The sequence below is a fragment of the Vibrio sp. V43_P6S15P86 genome (assembly GCF_009904725.1).
In the GTDB taxonomy this organism is placed as follows: domain Bacteria; phylum Pseudomonadota; class Gammaproteobacteria; order Enterobacterales; family Vibrionaceae; genus Vibrio; species Vibrio diabolicus.
The window spans coordinates 1-16,887 of the sequence record NZ_WXWT01000278.1; the positions used below are offsets into that span (position 1 = coordinate 1).

General features: G+C 45.2%; 16 protein-coding genes, 1 pseudogene and 1 riboswitch. Of the genes and pseudogenes, 6 read left to right on the forward strand and 11 right to left on the reverse strand.

All coding sequences use genetic code 11. The features are described from left to right. Positions 1 to 98: 98 nt before the first annotated feature. From CAG69_RS12520 to CAG69_RS12535, 4 genes are all read left to right on the forward strand, one after another. On the forward strand, positions 99 to 359 hold the full coding sequence (locus CAG69_RS12520) for a BufA1 family periplasmic bufferin-type metallophore (protein ID WP_161444459.1): 261 nt from the start codon (positions 99 to 101) through the stop codon (positions 357 to 359). A gap of 99 nt (positions 360 to 458) precedes the next feature. Then, positions 459 to 1,331 (forward strand): MNIO family bufferin maturase, encoded by an 873-nt coding sequence (bufB, locus tag CAG69_RS12525; protein ID WP_065274959.1) that lies wholly within the window; start codon positions 459 to 461, stop codon positions 1,329 to 1,331. Continuing rightward, positions 1,328 to 2,086, forward strand: coding sequence for an HvfC/BufC N-terminal domain-containing protein (locus CAG69_RS12530; protein ID WP_062730800.1), 759 nt, complete (start codon positions 1,328 to 1,330; stop codon positions 2,084 to 2,086). The genes bufB and CAG69_RS12530 overlap by 4 nt, the downstream gene beginning before the upstream one ends. 10 nt (positions 2,087 to 2,096) lie before the next feature. Continuing rightward, the gene (locus CAG69_RS12535; protein WP_017821782.1) at positions 2,097 to 2,552 is read left to right on the forward strand and encodes a DoxX family protein; all 456 of its coding nucleotides are present in this window, start codon (positions 2,097 to 2,099) and stop codon (positions 2,550 to 2,552) included. A gap of 31 nt (positions 2,553 to 2,583) precedes the next feature. Here CAG69_RS12535 and tsrA read toward each other — a convergent pair whose 3' ends face one another. Next, entirely contained in the window at positions 2,584 to 2,865 is a 282-nt protein-coding gene (tsrA, locus tag CAG69_RS12540; RefSeq protein WP_005378786.1) for an H-NS-like global regulator TsrA, read from the reverse strand. Positions 2,866 to 2,956: 91 nt separating this feature from the next. Further along, positions 2,957 to 4,150, reverse strand: a complete 1,194-nt coding sequence (locus CAG69_RS12545) for a multidrug effflux MFS transporter (RefSeq protein ID WP_005382927.1) — start codon at positions 4,148 to 4,150, stop codon at positions 2,957 to 2,959. A gap of 107 nt (positions 4,151 to 4,257) precedes the next feature. On the opposite strand from CAG69_RS12545, the gene CAG69_RS12550 reads away from it, so the two are divergent. Next, positions 4,258 to 5,199, forward strand: a complete 942-nt coding sequence (locus tag CAG69_RS12550) for a LysR family transcriptional regulator (RefSeq protein WP_005378791.1) — start codon at positions 4,258 to 4,260, stop codon at positions 5,197 to 5,199. A 203-nt stretch (positions 5,200 to 5,402) separates the two neighbouring features. Next, positions 5,403 to 7,193 carry an aminopeptidase P family protein gene (locus tag CAG69_RS12555; RefSeq protein ID WP_161444462.1) on the forward strand — a complete coding sequence of 597 codons (1,791 nt, stop codon included), beginning with the start codon at positions 5,403 to 5,405 and terminating at the stop codon, positions 7,191 to 7,193. Between the two features lie 98 nt (positions 7,194 to 7,291). Here CAG69_RS12555 and thiH read toward each other — a convergent pair whose 3' ends face one another. The 9 genes and pseudogenes from thiH to CAG69_RS12600 all read right to left on the reverse strand — a co-directional run. Next, a complete protein-coding gene (gene thiH, locus CAG69_RS12560) occupies positions 7,292 to 8,404 on the reverse strand; it encodes a 2-iminoacetate synthase ThiH (protein WP_005447249.1) in 1,113 nt (370 codons plus the stop codon). A gap of 34 nt (positions 8,405 to 8,438) precedes the next feature. Continuing rightward, positions 8,439 to 9,206, reverse strand: coding sequence for a thiazole synthase (locus CAG69_RS12565; protein WP_161444464.1), 768 nt, complete (start codon positions 9,204 to 9,206; stop codon positions 8,439 to 8,441). 5 nt (positions 9,207 to 9,211) lie between these two features. After that, complete coding sequence (gene thiS / locus CAG69_RS12570; protein WP_161444466.1) at positions 9,212 to 9,466, reverse strand: sulfur carrier protein ThiS; 255 nt, start codon at positions 9,464 to 9,466, stop codon at positions 9,212 to 9,214. A gap of 38 nt (positions 9,467 to 9,504) precedes the next feature. Continuing rightward, positions 9,505 to 10,278 carry a HesA/MoeB/ThiF family protein gene (locus CAG69_RS12575; RefSeq protein ID WP_161444468.1) on the reverse strand — a complete coding sequence of 258 codons (774 nt, stop codon included), beginning with the start codon at positions 10,276 to 10,278 and terminating at the stop codon, positions 9,505 to 9,507. Continuing rightward, entirely contained in the window at positions 10,265 to 11,680 is a 1,416-nt protein-coding gene (locus CAG69_RS12580; protein WP_161444470.1) for a thiamine phosphate synthase, read from the reverse strand. Before CAG69_RS12580 ends, CAG69_RS12575 begins: the two co-directional genes overlap by 14 nt. After that, positions 11,680 to 13,620 (reverse strand): phosphomethylpyrimidine synthase ThiC, encoded by a 1,941-nt coding sequence (gene thiC, locus CAG69_RS12585; RefSeq protein ID WP_161444472.1) that lies wholly within the window; start codon positions 13,618 to 13,620, stop codon positions 11,680 to 11,682. Before thiC ends, CAG69_RS12580 begins: the two co-directional genes overlap by 1 nt. Before the next feature lie 164 nt (positions 13,621 to 13,784). Next, a riboswitch (TPP riboswitch) is annotated at positions 13,785 to 13,883 on the reverse strand. A 60-nt stretch (positions 13,884 to 13,943) separates the two neighbouring features. After that, entirely contained in the window at positions 13,944 to 14,327 is a 384-nt protein-coding gene (gene crcB / locus CAG69_RS12590) for a fluoride efflux transporter CrcB (protein WP_145533217.1), read from the reverse strand. Positions 14,328 to 14,450: 123 nt separating this feature from the next. Further along, a pseudogene (locus tag CAG69_RS12595) lies at positions 14,451 to 15,816 on the reverse strand (multicopper oxidase domain-containing protein). Positions 15,817 to 16,529: 713 nt separating this feature from the next. Further along, positions 16,530 to 16,887 (reverse strand): hypothetical protein (locus CAG69_RS12600; RefSeq protein WP_161444474.1); only part of this gene is annotated, 358 nt, incomplete at its 5' end.

Sequence of the window (16,887 nt, forward strand, 5' to 3'; positions counted from 1 at the left end):
CTATCTTTTAATTTAAGCAAGTGGATAAAGGTTGTACGCCAAACGGCGAATCGACTTGCCGAATGAAAGTAAAAGGAAATCACTCAGAGGAAATTATGATGAAAAAATCGAATCTTGCTGTTACTGCTGCTGTTACTGGCCTTCTTGCTCTTGGTGGCACCATGCTCACCGCAGCCCCTGCTGTCGCAGCAGAAAAAGAAAAGTGTTATGGCGTGGCGAAAGCCGGTAAAAATGACTGCGCAACGAAAAACAGCTCTTGCGCGGGCACCTCTAAAGAAGACAACCAAAAAGATGCTTTTGTTGTCGTACCAAAAGGTCTTTGTGACAAACTCGCTGGCGGTAGCACTTCTTCTTCATAATCTTTTATCGCTAGCTATTGTGAGGATGCGTTGACGCTCAACCAACGCAAAGCCAAGACGCATCCTTCTCTTCCCGCACGATTTGAAAAGGAGTTTCACGTGAAACACCACACCTTCCACGACCTTGTTGGAGTTGGATTAAGAACCCCTCACCTCGATTACTTTAGCCAAAACCAACCCGAGTTGTCTTGGTTAGAAATCCACAGTGAAAACTATTTCCAACCCAATGCAACAGAGCGCCATCAGCTACAAACGCTTCGCGAGCAATATCAAATTAGCTGCCACGGTATTGGTTTGTCGCTGGGCTCGGTGGAACGTGTTAGTCAAAAGCATCTTGCGCAACTTAAATCACTGATTGACTCAATCGACCCAATTCTTGTTTCTGACCATTTAAGTTGGAGTGAAAACGGCGGTCACTACTTTAATGACCTGCTTCCACTTCCGTATACGGAAGAAGCGCTCAACGTGTTCACTCGTAACGTGAATGAAGTGCAGGAATATTTGCAACGCGAGATCTTGATAGAGAACCCATCTAGTTATGTGAAGTTTCAACATTCGACCATCAGCGAATGGGAGTTTCTTACCGAAGTGCAAAAGCGCACTGACTGTCGTTTATTGCTCGATTTAAACAATGTTTATGTTTCGGCGTTCAACCACGGTTTTGATTGCGACACATACCTAGATGCGATTCCAGCCGACAAAGTGGATGAGATTCACTTGGCAGGTTTTACCATTAAACAACTCGACAAAGGTGAGATATGGATTGATACCCATAGCCGCCCAGTTAGCGATGAAGTTTGGCAGTTGTTTTCACAGTGGACAAAAAAACACGGTCCACGTCATACGTTGATTGAATGGGATTTGGATATCCCCGCGCCAGAAGTCTTATTAGGAGAAGCACAGAAAGCATCGCAACTACTGTTGCAAGGCACACTTCCAAGTGAACAAAGCGAACCAAGGAAGGCATCATGAATCTAGCCACCTTACAAAGCCAGTTTGCTAAAGCCCTACACTATCAAGCACTCGGCGAAGATTGCGATATTGCCAGTGATACGTTTACCGCTGATGAACGCATGCAGATTTACCGCAATAACTTTATCGTCAGCTTAAGCGAGGTATTATCCGCGACCTACCCGATGGTTGAAGCGCTGCTTGGTGAAGAATGCTTTGAACAGATAGCTCGCCAGCATGTTCTTTCTTACCCATTAGAAGAAGGAAATGTGGTGCATTATGGCGAAGGCTTTCAAGACACCATCATGCAGTTCAGTCAGGTGATCGCACAAGCACCTTACAGCCCTGAAGTCGCACGCTTCGAGTGGCATATCGACCTAGCTCGTCAAGCACAGTATGAGCAATCCAATGCAGCGGAATTAAAACCGCTTGCGTTACTTGGCGAAGTGAGTGAAGAGCAACAACCCACTTTAGTCTTACACCTTAAAAAGGGCTGCCGCAGCTTTGACTCCAACTACGCAGTATTCGATCTATTTAGCGCGATTCAAACTGGGCAATTCGAACAACTTAATATCAACCAATTACAGCAAGGTGTCATCTCGATTCAAGCCAATGGAGAAGCCTTGTGTCATGCACTCGATGCTGATGTGTTCCAACTGCTGCAATGTTTAGAGCAGAAGCAGAGTTTGAGCGAAATACCTGAAGTTTTACTCGCTCATCTCAATCGCATCATGGCACTCGATATTGTTGACGGCTTTACATTGCAATCAATCTAAGGAGCACTCTATGAAGGATACGGTTAAAAACTTAGTGAATCGGTATGACGATTTAATCAGTACCTTACAAGCAGCCTTTGTCCCTTTACTACTTCTCTTTTGCCGCTTTTGGGTTGCTTGGGTGTTCTTCAATTCAGGACTAATCAAAATCTCGTCTTGGGATAGCACGTTGTACTTATTTGAGCTGGAATACCAAGTGCCAATCTTGCCATGGGAATTGGCGGCTTATTTAGGTACGGCTGCGGAGTTGGTTCTACCGGTGTTCTTGGCACTGGGATTGATTACCCGCCCGATGGCAGCAATGCTGTTTGTGTTCAACATCATCGCAGTGATCTCTTACCCACTGTTGTGGGAGAAAGGTTTTTATGACCACCAACTTTGGGGATTGATGATTCTTATCGTAATCGTATGGGGGCCAGGACCGCTGTCTTTGGACCACATCCTGAAAAAGAAAATGACGAGCTAAAAAAATCCCCGCATCATGCGGGGATTTTTTATTATTTATTCAAGTAAGCCAGTAGCTCTTCTGCTGAGATACCTTGCTGAGCGAGGTCTTTTGCCATCTGCTCGACTTGTTCATCTTTGCGTGACTCAATCACTTGCTGAAATTGGTACACGATATCACGCAAAATTGGCAGAGGTACTTGTTTAGCCGCACTACGAATACGCTCGGAGCTTTGATTACCCAGCTCATTAAGCAACTTGCCAAACATCACCTTTTCTGGTGAATCTTCCATTTGCTCTAGAATACGAGCCATTTCATACGTGGTTAACGACATTACTTTTTGAGTTCCGTTATGGTGTCAGGAAAAGTCTGAGTGACAAATATACACGCCTTACTTACATTGGAAAATACTAAATTACACTGATTTACGCTTTCGCAAAGCTCGAGTGCCAGTTCTTCCCTGCTTTTGTAAACAGAACGACCAACGCAGGTAATAGGACCCACATATGAATTGCAATCAAGGTTTGTGGATCCAGAGATAAGCGTTGCAGTGTACCCACCAACAAACCAGAGCCACTCATTTGGAACAATCCAAGCAGTGCAGCTGCCGTGCCCGCCTTATCACCAAACGGTTCTAACGCTTTCCCTGCCGCTGCACCCAGAATGAATGCAAAACCTACAGAAGACATAAAGATAGGTAACATGAAAGAAAGCGCGGTATTCTGACCATTCATCACTAGCATGATCACACCTGCGAGACCCAGAGTTGAGATCCCGGTGACCAAGGTGTTGTGAGTTCCAACGCGCTCCATAAACTTAGGCGCCAGCATACATGCCGCAATGTTTATCACCGCATTCACACCAAACCAGAAAGTGAATTCATTCATCGACAGCCCCATCCCCGTCATCAATACCGACGGTGCTGAGGTAACGTAAGCAAGAATAACCGCCATCGCCATCAAGCATAATGACGCATGGAAAACAAAAGATGGTGTGCTAAGCACTGCCCAATACCGACTAAGCTTAAACACGGCTTGCTTTTCTGTTGACGGGTTAGTCTCTTTCATCATGAAAAACATCAATGATCCAGACACCACAGCAAAACCCGCCATAAAGCTAAAGTTAGCACGCCAGTCAAATTGCTGAGTTAACCAGCTACCTAGAATTGGAGCTAAAGCCGGAATGAAACAAATCGCACCGTTAAGGTAGCTGATCATTTTGCCGCTTTTTTCCGGGCCAAAGATATCGCGAACTGTTGCAAAGGCTGCTACCGATGTCGCACACGCACCTAAGCCTTGTAGCAGTCGGGAAACCAACATCCACTCAATATTTTGAGCACTCCACGCCAATAAAGCGCTCATCGCGTAAATGGTGATACCGCCCAATGCAACAGTTCGACGTCCGAGTTTATCTGCTAAGGGACCTGCGAATAGCTGACCAACACCCATAGCAAATAAGAACCAAGTGATCGTGTCTTGTGCTAGCGCATTATCGACCTGAAAAGTGGAAGCAATAAGAGGTAAAGCAGGTAGATAAATATCAATCGCTAAAGGACTGAAAAGAACCAAAAGGGTCAATAACGCCATCTGTTTTTTACTATTAGAAAACTGGCTAGACACACAACACTCCGAATTGGATAAAGAACTTTGGGTAAAGCTTAATCATCTGATGATATGAATGGAAATGATGTATAATCATGAGCATTATTCCTCAGAGGAAATTCACTGTGAACGTCGAAAAACTGGCTCGTATCGATTTAAATCTATTGGTCTGCTTTAAAGTGCTGATTGAAGAGTTAAATGTTACTCGTGCGGCCCACCGATTGTGCTTAAGCCAATCCGCCGTAAGTAAATCACTGGCTAAACTGCGCATTCAATTTGATGACCCGCTTTTCACTCGAAACTCACATGGATTAACACCTACGCCGCGCGCATTGTTTCTTAAACCGAAACTGGATCTGTTGATAAATCAGTTAGAAGTGCTGACTCAACCCGAAGAGTTTTCTCCGCAAAGCAGCGAATACCGTTTTCAAATAGCAGCGGTAGAGAGTGTCTACCCTCTCATTCTACCCCATTTCTTACCGGCGATTTTTCAACAAGCACCTGGCGTGACAATCAGCACACACCCGTGGTCGGATAATACATTTAAAATGCTTCAACGCGGCGAACTGGATTTAGGCCTAACTGGAAAAGATATCGATATAAACGATGCCAAGCTGACTCTTCAACCACCCGATGACATTTGCGAGTTGGAAATTTATCGTGATTACCAAATGTGCATCATTCGCAAAAACCATCCTGCGCTAAAACAACCTTGGAATCTGGAAGCCTATCTCGCCCTACGCCATGTACAAGTACGCTGTGATGGCAACGACCGTTGGTTGCTGGATTATCGCCTTGCAGATATTGGCGCCGACCGCGATATTGCCGTCACCGTGCCCGACTTTAACAGTGCCGCAAGTTTATGTTCATACACCGACTTTATCTTTACTGCGCCAAGTCATTTTGTGCAACTTGCGGCCAAACAGCTTGATTTGGTCGTGCTGCCACTACCGTTAGAATTCCCACCTATGGCTTACACTTTATTCTGGCACCGAGATAGAGAAAACGACCCTGCATTAGGCTGGCTACGTACGATGATCACACAAAAAACCGATCACCTTAGATAAAAACACCGCACTCAATTTGCGCTTAGCGGCTAAAATGAGTAGCTTAACTGTCGTAGTCCTTTTTGGCTCATCTATGGCCTAGTTGTACTCCGACTCTATTGAAGTGATTGCGAACCTCAATGGAATCGTAAACTGCATGAAGCAGATGGAAACAGCTCCCACACCTGAGCATGAAGGAGCGGTAATTTGAAGGAATAACACAGATGCACAACGATACCCAAAGCCGCGTGAATGCAATTCGCGAATGGCTAGCACAACATAATATTGATGCCCTACTTGTCCCACATGAAGACGAGTACTTGGGCGAATACGTACCAGCGCACAACGAGCGTTTACATTGGCTAACTGGCTTTACTGGTTCTGCTGGTGCTGCGGTAATCACCAAAGACAAAGCCGCTATCTTTGTTGATGGTCGCTACACAGTACAAGTAACAAAGCAGGTTCCTGCTGATCTATTCGAATACCGTCACTTGATTGAAGAGCCTGCACTAGATTGGATTAAAGACCATCTTGCAAATGACGCGTCTGTGGCAATCGACCCTCGCATGCACAACTCTGCTTGGCTAGACATGGCACAAGCAAAACTTGCAGGTACCCTTGAGCTTAAGATTCTCGATAGCAACCCAATTGATGAACTGTGGCACGACCGCCCTGCTCCTGTGGTTTCTGATGTTCGCCTAATGGCAACAGAAGCCGTCGGTCAATCAAGTGAGAGTAAGCGTCAAGAGATCGCCCAACTGGTTAAAAAAGCAAGTGCAGATAGCGCTGTGATCACAGCATTAGATTCTATTTGTTGGCTGCTGAATGTACGTGGTTTAGATGTATCACGCCTACCAGTTCTGCTTTCTCACGCGATTCTGCACTCAGATTCAAGCGTGGAATACTTCCTCGATCCTGCTCGTCTACCTGCTGATTTTGACGCTCACGTAGGCACCGGTGTGACCGTTCACCACCCAGAAGCACTTCAATCTCGCCTTGAAGCCATGACAGGTAAAAAGGTATTAGTTGACCCTGCAATCAGTAACGCTTGGTTTAAGCTAGTACTACAAAACTCTGGTGCGTCCGTGATTGCAGCAGCAGACCCATGTCTGATGCCAAAAGCGGCGAAGAACTCGGTTGAAATTGCCGGTATGAAGGCGTGTCATATCCGCGATGGCGTGGCAATGAGCAAGTTCCTATGTTGGTTAGATGCGGAAGTTGCTGCTGGTAACCTGCATGATGAAGCGACGCTGGCAGACAAACTTGAAGCATTTCGTAGCGAAGACCCTACGCTAATGGATCTCAGCTTCGATACCATTTCAGCCGCGGGCGGCAACGCGGCCATGTGTCACTACAATCACGAGAACCAACCTGAACCTGGTAAGTTAGAACTGAACACGCTTTACCTTGTGGACTCAGGCGGTCAGTACCTCGATGGCACTACCGACATCACGCGTACCATTGCGATTGGTCAACCTTCTTCAGAAATGAAGAAGCAATTTACGTTGGCGCTGAAAGGTCATATTGGCGTTGCTCGAGCTCGTTTCCCGAAAGGCACACGTGGTTACCAAATCGATACTCTAGCTCGTCAGCACCTATGGGCGGAAGGTTACGATTACGATCACGGTACTGGTCACGGTGTTGGTCACTTCCTAAGTGTTCATGAAGGTCCAGCGAGCATTTCGAAAAAGCAAATCGACGTGCCTCTAACAGAAGGTATGGTGCTATCCAACGAGCCAGGTTACTACCGTGCAGATGCGTTTGGTATCCGTATTGAAAACCTAGAGCTTGTTGTTGAAACACCAACTAACGGTGACTTCCCTGTTCTGTCATTTGAGTCACTAACACGCTGCCCAATCGACAAACGCAACATCAATGTTGATATGTTAACTCGTCCAGAACTTGCTTGGCTGAATGATTACCACCAGAAAGTATGGGATGAGATCAGCCCGCTAGTCGAAGGTGATGTTAAAGAGTGGCTTCGTCAAGCAACGCTACCTGTAGCACACAGCTAGAAGCTAGAAAAATAGAGGGTTGATGTTTTGCATCAACCCTCTTTCTTTGCCTATGTTTCACGTGAAACATAACGATGACCAGTGGCTTTATTTGTTGCTTATCCAGAATACGCCGAGTGCCAATCTCGCCATACAGGGTCAAAGCCTTTGGCTCGAATCATATCTTCCACAGAACCAGCACTTCGCTCATCACTGATCTCAAACTGCTCGAGTTCAACATCATCCATCGCATAACCACCCGGCTGAGTTTTAGATGCAGCAGACATACTGGTGATGCCTAACGGTAATGCATTGTCTCTGAACTTTGGTGATTCACGAGTCGATAATGACAACTCCACTTCTGGATTCAACAAGCGATAAGCGCAAATCAACTGCACAAGCTGTTTATCCGTCATGACTGATTTGGGTTGGAGCGCGCCCTCACAAGGACGTAAACGTGGGAAAGAAATTGAGTAACGAGTCTGCCAATATGTGCGCTCAAGATAGTCCAAGTGCGCTGCCACATAAAAACAATCTGTTCGCCACTCTTCCAACCCTATTAAAGCACCAATACCGATCTTATCGATGCCCGCCTTTGCAAGACGATCGGGTGTATCCAATCGGTATTCGAAATCCATCTTATTGCCACGCAAATGGTGCTCAGCATAAGTCGATGGATGATACGTTTCTTGATAGACCATCACCGCATCTAAACCCAATGTCTTGAGCTCAGCGTATTCGTCTTGATCAAGTGGCTGTACTTCCATCGCCAAATAGTTGAAACGTTGCTTAATCATCGGCACCATTTCGCGGAAGTATTTCATGCCCACTTTGGTTTCGTGTTCGCCAGTCACCAGCAATACGCTATCAAACTTCATGCGTTTAATGGCTTCTACTTCTGCAGCTACTTCGTCCCTATTCAAAGTACGACGCTTGATTCTATTCTCCATTGAGAAGCCACAATAAGTACAAGCATTGGCGCACAAGTTAGAAAGGTACAATGGAATATAAAGCGACATGGTATTACCAAAACGCTTACGAGTTGCCGAGTATGACAACTGCGCCATTTGCTCTAAGTACGCCTCAGCCGCTGGTGAAATTAGTGCTTTAAAGTCTTCCAAATCACGCTTGGGTTTATTCAATGCCCGCTCGACATCTTGTGCCGTTTTCGCGTAGATCGACATTGAAATATCATCCCAATTAAGCTGCTTAAATTGTTCAACGAAGCTCATGTTTTCCTCGCTTATTAGCTAAACCAATCTAGGGCTAAAGCTCATCTAGGAATGACGTCAGTGGACTCGACGCAACCGCATGAGAAACCTTACCAGCAAGTCCGGCTTCATAAGCCATACGCCCCGACTCTACCGCCAACTTAAATGCCTTCGCCATCGCAACGGGATCGCTCGAAGCTGCAATCGCAGTATTGACGAGCACGGCATCCGCGCCCATTTCCATCGCACGCGCGGCATGTGAAGGGGCACCAATACCCGCATCAACAACGACAGGAATATTAGCTTGGTCGATAATGATCTCTAGGAAGTCGTGAGAAACTATCCCTTTGTTGGAACCGATCGGCGCACCTAATGGCATGACTGCAGCACAGCCTACTTCTTCCAATCTTTTACACAGAACCGGGTCAGCATGACAATAAGGAAGGACAATGAAGCCTTCACGAACCAGTTGCTCAGCGGCTGCAAGTGTCTCAATTGGATCGGGCATCAAGTACTTGGGGTCTGGATGAACTTCCAGTTTTAACCAGTTAGTACCTAATGCTTCTCGCGCCAGTTGTGCAGCAAACACAGCATCTTTAGCATTCTTTGCACCTGAGGTGTTCGGCAATAAGTTCACCCCCGCTTGTACTAACGGCAGCAAAATGTCGTCTTGTTGGTCGTTCACATCCACACGCTTCAACGCCATAGTCGCAAGTTGAGAACCCGACACTTTAATCGCTTCTGCCATTAGTCGACTGTTGGCAAACTTCCCTGTTCCTGTGAACAGTCTAGATTCGAATTGTTTATCACCAATTTTAAGCATCGACTTTAACCCCCTGCGATCGCTTGAAACAAAGAGATGCTATCTCCCTGTGAAAGAACTGTGCTAGCCCACTCACTGCGCGGCACAACATTGTTATTAATTGCAAAAACACAGCCTATTTCAGGCAGCGCAAATTGACTAATGATTTGCTGTAGATTCGACTCACTGGCAACTTGATGTGACTGGTCATTGATGACAATAGTGATCACATCTAAGTCAGCAGCGGTCATTTGTATTGTTTGTTGTTCTGATAACGTCATTGCTTCCAACTCTCTTAATTCTGCCCATTACTCGTAAGCTAAATCTGAGCACACACTTGGCACTGTTTGTCTTTGCTTATCGCCATGGTTTGCCATTGCAGTTTCAATCCATCAAATAGGTGCAACTTGGCAGTCTCGACATGAAACTTTCCCGTCGCCAGTTTTTGAATTGCCGCTATCGCTTGGTAGTTACCAAGTGTCCCCACCACCGGACCGACGACACCGCTCTCACTGCACTTTTGCGTTTGCGGTAATTCGTCAAACGGATACAAACAGCGGTAACAGGCTTTACTCCGCACTTCTTGTTCACTTGGCGTTTGGTAATCAAAAACAGCGAATTGCCCTTGCCAACCAATTGCCGCCGCCGAAATGAGCGGCGTATTTTGCTCGAAACAAACTTGGTTAATTAGCTGGCGCGTTGGCATGTTATCGGTGCAGTCCAACACCACATCCGCTAACATCACCTCAAGCTGCAACTGTGCTTTGTCTAATCGCTTATTGAGGGCACGAATTTGAACCATAGAATTAAGTTCAGTGAGTTGCTTTACAGTAGCTTTTGTTTTCGCAACTTGGAGGTCTTGTTCACGATAAATGATCTGACGTTGTAGGTTACTGCTATCAACTTCATCGTCATCAACCACAACCAATTTACCAACACCCGCTGATGCCAAGTACAAACTCGCTGCGCTCCCTAACCCACCACAACCGATGATCAGCACATGCGATTTGCTCAAACGCTCTTGCCCAATTTCGGCAATTTCAGGCAGGGCGACTTGGCGCTGATAGCGAAGGAACTGCTTATCCGTGAGCATGCTCGCCTCTCTTGGTATGCGCCAATTCACTATTCTGATCAGTAAACGTTAGCTGTCTTTCCTTCATCAGTTGTGCGAAGAACTCGATGACGGACTGAGGTGATTCTGCCAACGTAATAGCTCGCACAACTGCCAAGCTAGAAACGCCCGTTTGCCAAACTTGGTCAGCATTAGATTGGTCGATACCACCAATCGCAACCGTCGGAAAGCCAAGCACATAGTCACTTACTTCTTTGTCTTTTGAAGGTCTGAAAGCAGCCTCTGTATTTGTATAAGGAATGCTATCAATCAGCTTTTGATACAAAGCCAAGCGCACCAAACCTTGTGGTTTCGATGGCATCTGTTTTGTGGTGGTTGGGAAAATATGCCCTAGTGCGATGTAGCTAGGATGAATTTGTACGATGCGCAGTAGTTCGTAATAACCATGCGTAGAAAGACCAAGACGAATACCGGCTTTAGTTATCTGAGCCAAATTCGATTCTTCTATGTCTTCTTGTCCTAGGTGAACGCCATAAGCGCCATGCTTGATTGCCAACTGCCAATAGTCATTGATGAACACTTGAGCTTGATACTGACGGCCTAGCTCAATTGCTCGAATGATCTGTTGTTCTAAATCGGCTTGTTGTGGGTTCTTGATTCGCAGTTGAATAGTGTTGATGCCTAGTGGCAGTAGACGCTCAATCCAAGCAACATCATCAACGACTGGATAGAGCCCTAGACTTTGCTTAGTTAGAGTTGAAAAGCTAACGCTCTCGCCTTGTGCAGACCAACCAACTTGAATACCGAGTCGGTTATCCTCCAGTACAGGTGTGGGGAAATCATCAAATTGGTCAGCCCACTGAGTTGATTGCACCTCGTCAAGGTTGTCATGCAATAGTGTTTCACGTGAAACATTCGCTTGTTGAGTTAGCATTCCTCGAGCAAGTGTTAACGCATCTTCGATAGAAAAATCGAATACTGTCAGCGTTACTATCCAAGCAAGGTGATGTTCGGGATCGAACATTGCGTTGAGTTTGGACTTAACAGAAAGCGCTCTCACTTCGTCGTTAATTGGGTGACGCCAGATATCAAGCTGAAGCACTTTCTCCTTTTGATCGGAAACTTGAGTATCAGCAATACCAATGTAAATCGCTTTCGACGGTTGCTTTGCGCACGCTTCTACCGATAAAGAAGAACGGTAATAAAGCACAAATGAACTCTCATGCTCAGAGTTATGTCCATCAATAAGATCAGTCGTTATATGTGTAGTCTGTTGGTCGCGAACAAGCTGAATAGATTGAGTTGGGCTCACACCCAACTCAATATCTTCGATGCTAAAACCCTGTTCTTTCGCCAACAACAAACATTGCTGAACTAAACCTGTTAGTTCAATCAATGATGACGGAATAAGGATTTTGCTCATTAATCACTTACCTCGGCATGTGCTGCTGGGTGGTATAACTCAGAACCTGTGTCTCTAAATTCTTGAGATTTCTGACGCATCCCCTCAAGAGGATCATCAAGCATTTTGATAGAGATAGCTTGGTCCGCAGCAACTTGCTCAGTGTCTTTCGCGTACTCTCGTACCTCTTGCGAAATCTTCATCGAGCAGAACTTTGGTCCGCACATCGAACAGAAGTGAGCAACTTTGCCAGACTCTTGAGGCAAGGTTTCATCATGGAAAGCGCGAGCGGTTTCTGGGTCGAGTGACAAGTTGAATTGGTCTTCCCAACGGAATTCAAAACGTGCTTTAGAAAGCGCGTTATCACGAACTTGTGCGCCAGGGTGCCCTTTCGCTAAATCAGCGGCGTGCGCAGCAAGCTTGTAAGTAATCATGCCTACCTTCACGTCTTCTTTGTTTGGTAAGCCAAGATGCTCTTTAGGTGTTACGTAACAGAGCATCGCACAGCCATACCAGCCAATCATGGCTGCGCCAATTCCTGACGTAATATGGTCGTAACCAGGAGCGACGTCTGTCGTCAGTGGACCAAGGGTGTAGAACGGAGCTTCATGGCAGTGCTCTAGCTGCTCTTCCATGTTCTCTTTGATCATGTGCATTGGAACATGGCCAGGACCTTCGATAATGACCTGTACGTCGTATTCCCACGCAACCTTAGTCAACTCACCAAGAGTACGAAGCTCCGCAAACTGCGCTTCGTCATTAGCATCGGCAACCGAACCAGGGCGCAGACCATCACCGAGAGAAAGTGCCACATCATACTTGGCACAGATTTCACAGATCTCTCGGAAGTGGGTATATAAGAAGCTTTCTTGGTGATGCGCTAAACACCATTTCGCGATGATAGAACCACCACGAGAAACGATGCCAGTAACACGTTTAGCCGTCATTGGTACATAACGCAGTAATAAACCGGCATGGATAGTGAAGTAATCAACGCCCTGCTCTGCTTGCTCAATCAGAGTATCGCGCATTACTTCCCAGTTAAGATTTTCGGCAACTCCATTCACTTTCTCAAGCGCTTGGTACATAGGTACGGTACCGATCGGAACCGGGCTGTTACGCAGAATCCATTCTCGAGTTTCATGAATATTGCGACCTGTGGAGAGATCCATAACAGTATCGCCACCCCAGCGTGTCGCCCACACGAGCTTCTCAACCTCTTCCTCAATCGAAGACGTCACCGATGAGTTACCGATATTGGCGTTCACTTTGACCAAAAAGTTACGTCCAATGATCATTGGTTCGGATTCTGGGTGGTTGATATTAGAAGGGATAATCGCGCGACCTTCGGCAACTTCTTTGCGAACAAACTCGGCGGTAATGTCTTTTGGAAGATTCGCTCCAAAGCTTTGACCAGGATGCTGTTGATTCAGCACATCATCACGGTACTTGGCACGACCCATGTTTTCACGCAGCGCGATGAATTCCATTTCTGGGGTGATAATACCTTTGCGAGCATAGTGCAGTTGAGTGACGCATTGCCCATCTTTGGCACGTCGAATACGTGGTAGATTACCGTAACGAAGATCGTCTAGTGTTTCGTCCTCTAAGCGTTCTTTGGTGTACACCGAGCTTACTTCATCGAGTAACTCTGTGTCACCTCGCTCTTCAATCCAGCTTTCTCTTAGCTTTGGTAAGCCGCTATAAAGGTCAATATCGTAGTTCGGATCAGTATAAACACCTGACGTATCGTAGACTCGGACGGCTTCATTCGGCTCGAAAATAGGCGCTTCTTTTGTGCCACCAATCAGACTATCTGCTAACGCTATTTCACGCATAGGTACACGAACATCTGGACGTGAACCTTCTACATATACTTTTGTGGAATTTGGGTACGGCTGTACCGAGAGTGTTTCAATAAACTGTTTTGCTTCCAGTCTCGCTTGTTTGCGACTCGACATAGCATTTTTCCTTGCTTTGTTATACTAGATAAAAAGTAATTGGATAAAAATGCTTGGCGGATAGATGCGACAAGAGGAGTCAAATTAAGGCTAAATAAAGCTTAAGTAATTTGCCTATAACAACATTCGACTATTTGATAGGTCAACCAGAAAGAACTCCGGTATAAATATCTTCTCTTGTTCCCTTCGCAGATTCTAATCTGATCAGGTTCAACGGATCCCGAATTAACGGTCTCAGCCTTATGGCACTCCGACAAGTGATATCAGTATATAAAAACGGCCTGGTTAAACCAAGCCGACCTGTTTAATTTTTAACTACTTTGCTAGCTGCGCATCAATAATTGGAAACCGATCCACGCAGCAGAGATGCTCAGCACCACATTTAATAAAATATTTAACCCCATCTTAAGAAACGCACCTTGCTGCATAAGTAAAACATTATCCATAGAAAAGGTGGAAAACGTCGTCAGTGCCCCTAAAAAGCCCAAACCAATCACTTGTCGCCAAGGTTCTGTTGCCAACAGTTCATTGTCGAACGCAGCAATCAACAAGCCCATGATAAATGAACCAACCACATTAACAGTTAGCGTACCGTATGGAAAACCACGCCCCAATAAAATGACACACAGTTCAGATATCAAGTAACGAGAACACGCACCGAAAGCACCACCTAGTGCAATAAAACCAAGAATGGAAAACTGCCCCATAATTCCCCCAACACTATTGATGACGATATTGTAACCAAAACTAAAGCAATATTGATGGTGAAATTTTAGAATTCGACAACGTATTGCATTTAAAACACGCTGAGATTAAAAAAGTTACAGGAGTCACTTTACTTCAATATACCCCATCAAACCGGTTTTCATGTGCTCACATCCAACGTCCAGGGTTGTTAGCAACAAAGGCAGCTTTGGCACTGCCATTTTTTCCAAGTAAAACCGTATCGGTATGGGACGGTTCGTCGAGTTTCTTTCCATCTAACTCAAGAACAGTAAATGTATGCCCATGAAGATGAATAGGATGATGATATTGAGTAACGTTCTTCAAATTGAAGATATAGGTTTTTCCAAGCTCCAATGTTGAAAGTGGCGCAGGGATATTATCTATGCTCATTCCCTCCCAAGCCCGTTTGTTCATCAGCCAGAATTTAGGTATCGCTTTGCCCGATTTATCGACAGGAGTGATCGCCCCCTCCCATTCAAACACATAATCGATTTGCTCCGCATTTTCCAAATCAAGATCAGGCACAGGGTTGAGAGGCAATAAAGGCAGTTTCTTGTTGCTTGGCAGGTCAGACTCAACAACTTCAAACTCACACAAAGAGAATGGGAAGCGCCCTTTCATTTGACGCACATAAACACGCTCTCCAGCCTTCGGAGCAATCAATCCGATATCCAATCTCATTCCCGGACCAATTTTGTGTTGAGTGAGCCTATAAGGCGTCTTAACTGGATTGCCATCGATAGCAATAACCCAAGCCTCTGTGCCTTCAATCGCGATCGGATAGGTAATGGTGTTATCGACATTAGCAATTCTTAATCGCGTAGTCGCGTTCTGCTTCAGCGTATAAAGAGGCTCATGAATACCATTGACGCTACTCCACTCTCCTGGCGTTCCCATACGTGCACTCAAGCGCGGCACCATTAGATTCTTCCACTGTCCTTGCTTGTCTAAATGCCAATGCTTGAGGACGACTTCATGCTCTTCATCAAACTGAACAGGCTCAGCCTCTTCAACAATTATTAGCCCAACCAACCCCATACCAAGCTGCTTAACGCTGTTCATGTGTGGGTGATACCAAAACGTACCTGCATCTGGCGGAATAAACTCATACGTAAAAGTCTCTCCGGGCATGATAGGAGCCTGGCTTAAAAACGGAACTCCATCCATTTCAATAGGAATCCTCAAGCCATGCCAATGAATCGTCGTCGGCTCTGATAGCTTATTGATGAAGTTGATTGTTACCTTTTCCCCTTGTCGGCAACGAATTATAGGTGCAGGTATACGCCCATTAAAAGCTAATACCTCAGTATTGAAACCGGGCACTAGTTCAGCCGTAGAAGGCTCTGCAGTGATATCGTATATATACTGCCCCTGCTTATTAGTACTCCTAGATAGAGAACATGCAGGTAGAACAGTAAGCGCGGAGATCGCTAAGGATGATTGAAGGAAGCGTCGACGAGATATATCCATACATAGTTACCCATTAATCCAGATCGGTTGAGTGTAACTAAATATAAATAATGATTCTCATTTATTGCTAACATTTCGGAGCACTTGGTTATAACGACTAGTCTAATAGGTTGGTGAGTTAATAAATACTTACAAAGAGCAGCAGGCAGCAGAAAGGCATATAGGTGGGATGAGAGGACAAATGCATAGTGGCAAGCAGATACAAAAAAGGCTCTGACCTAAGTCAGAGCCTTGATATATGGCAGGGGTGGAGAGATTCGAACTCCCAACACGCGGATTTGGAATAAATAATTTCGCTGCATTAAAGACATAACCAAACGACTAACCTGACGATGTTGGCACGCTTCATATGGGAAATTCGCAAGCTAATAGCTAAAACCTATCGCCACCAAAAATCACTTCACATTTTCAGCCAACCAATTCCATTCATCATCAGTCAACCAACCAGAGTACTCATCAACACGAGAAACTATAAGCTTGTCAGTATTGTCTAGATGGGGGGATAACTTATCACGTATTTGAATAGCGTTATTCGTCGTAGATATCAGCCAAGTAGAGTCCATTATGTGGTACCACTTAGAAAAACTTTTAAGTACTTCATGTACCTTAGAATACTTTTGACCAGGTTGGTTAAGGTCATAGCTTACACAATATACTGACATGTTAGTAGACTCCATTTATAAACTAAAATCCGTTTAATATAAATTAATACCTTAAGCTTCAATCCAGCCTGAGATATCTCTAATATATCGCTCATCACTAGCACTTTTAACAATGGTATGAGAGATAAACCTTACAAATTGGCTAAGTGATTCCGGACTACCATCAAACAAAAAACTTCCTTCAGAATCAAACTTCATTTTCCATTTTAGCTCATCAGGCATACTCTGATTAGCTATATCTTGTTGTTCTTTAAGTGACGTCCACTTCTTGTACTGACCCGCACTTATAGATTGTATCAAGTGACTTTTTTCTCGAGCTCCCATATTATGCACATGCTCGCTGAGTTTATCTTTTTCTCTTTCTGTAATTATATTATCAGAAACTAACGTCTCTAGACCCTTTTTAGCA

Coding starts and splice junctions, on each gene's coding strand:
- CAG69_RS12520 (WP_161444459.1), top strand. CDS start 99: ATGAAAAAATCGAATCTTGCTGTTACTGCTGCTGTTACTGGCCTTCTT.
- CAG69_RS12530 (WP_062730800.1), top strand. CDS start 1,328: ATGAATCTAGCCACCTTACAAAGCCAGTTTGCTAAAGCCCTACACTAT.
- CAG69_RS12535 (WP_017821782.1), top strand. CDS start 2,097: ATGAAGGATACGGTTAAAAACTTAGTGAATCGGTATGACGATTTAATC.
- tsrA (WP_005378786.1), bottom strand. CDS start 2,865: ATGTCGTTAACCACGTATGAAATGGCTCGTATTCTAGAGCAAATGGAA.
- CAG69_RS12555 (WP_161444462.1), top strand. CDS start 5,403: ATGCACAACGATACCCAAAGCCGCGTGAATGCAATTCGCGAATGGCTA.
- thiH (WP_005447249.1), bottom strand. CDS start 8,404: ATGAGCTTCGTTGAACAATTTAAGCAGCTTAATTGGGATGATATTTCA.
- CAG69_RS12565 (WP_161444464.1), bottom strand. CDS start 9,206: ATGCTTAAAATTGGTGATAAACAATTCGAATCTAGACTGTTCACAGGA.
- thiS (WP_161444466.1), bottom strand. CDS start 9,466: ATGACGTTATCAGAACAACAAACAATACAAATGACCGCTGCTGACTTA.
- CAG69_RS12575 (WP_161444468.1), bottom strand. CDS start 10,278: ATGCTCACGGATAAGCAGTTCCTTCGCTATCAGCGCCAAGTCGCCCTG.
- CAG69_RS12580 (WP_161444470.1), bottom strand. CDS start 11,680: ATGAGCAAAATCCTTATTCCGTCATCATTGATTGAACTAACAGGTTTA.
- thiC (WP_161444472.1), bottom strand. CDS start 13,620: ATGTCGAGTCGCAAACAAGCGAGACTGGAAGCAAAACAGTTTATTGAA.
- crcB (WP_145533217.1), bottom strand. CDS start 14,327: ATGGGGCAGTTTTCCATTCTTGGTTTTATTGCACTAGGTGGTGCTTTC.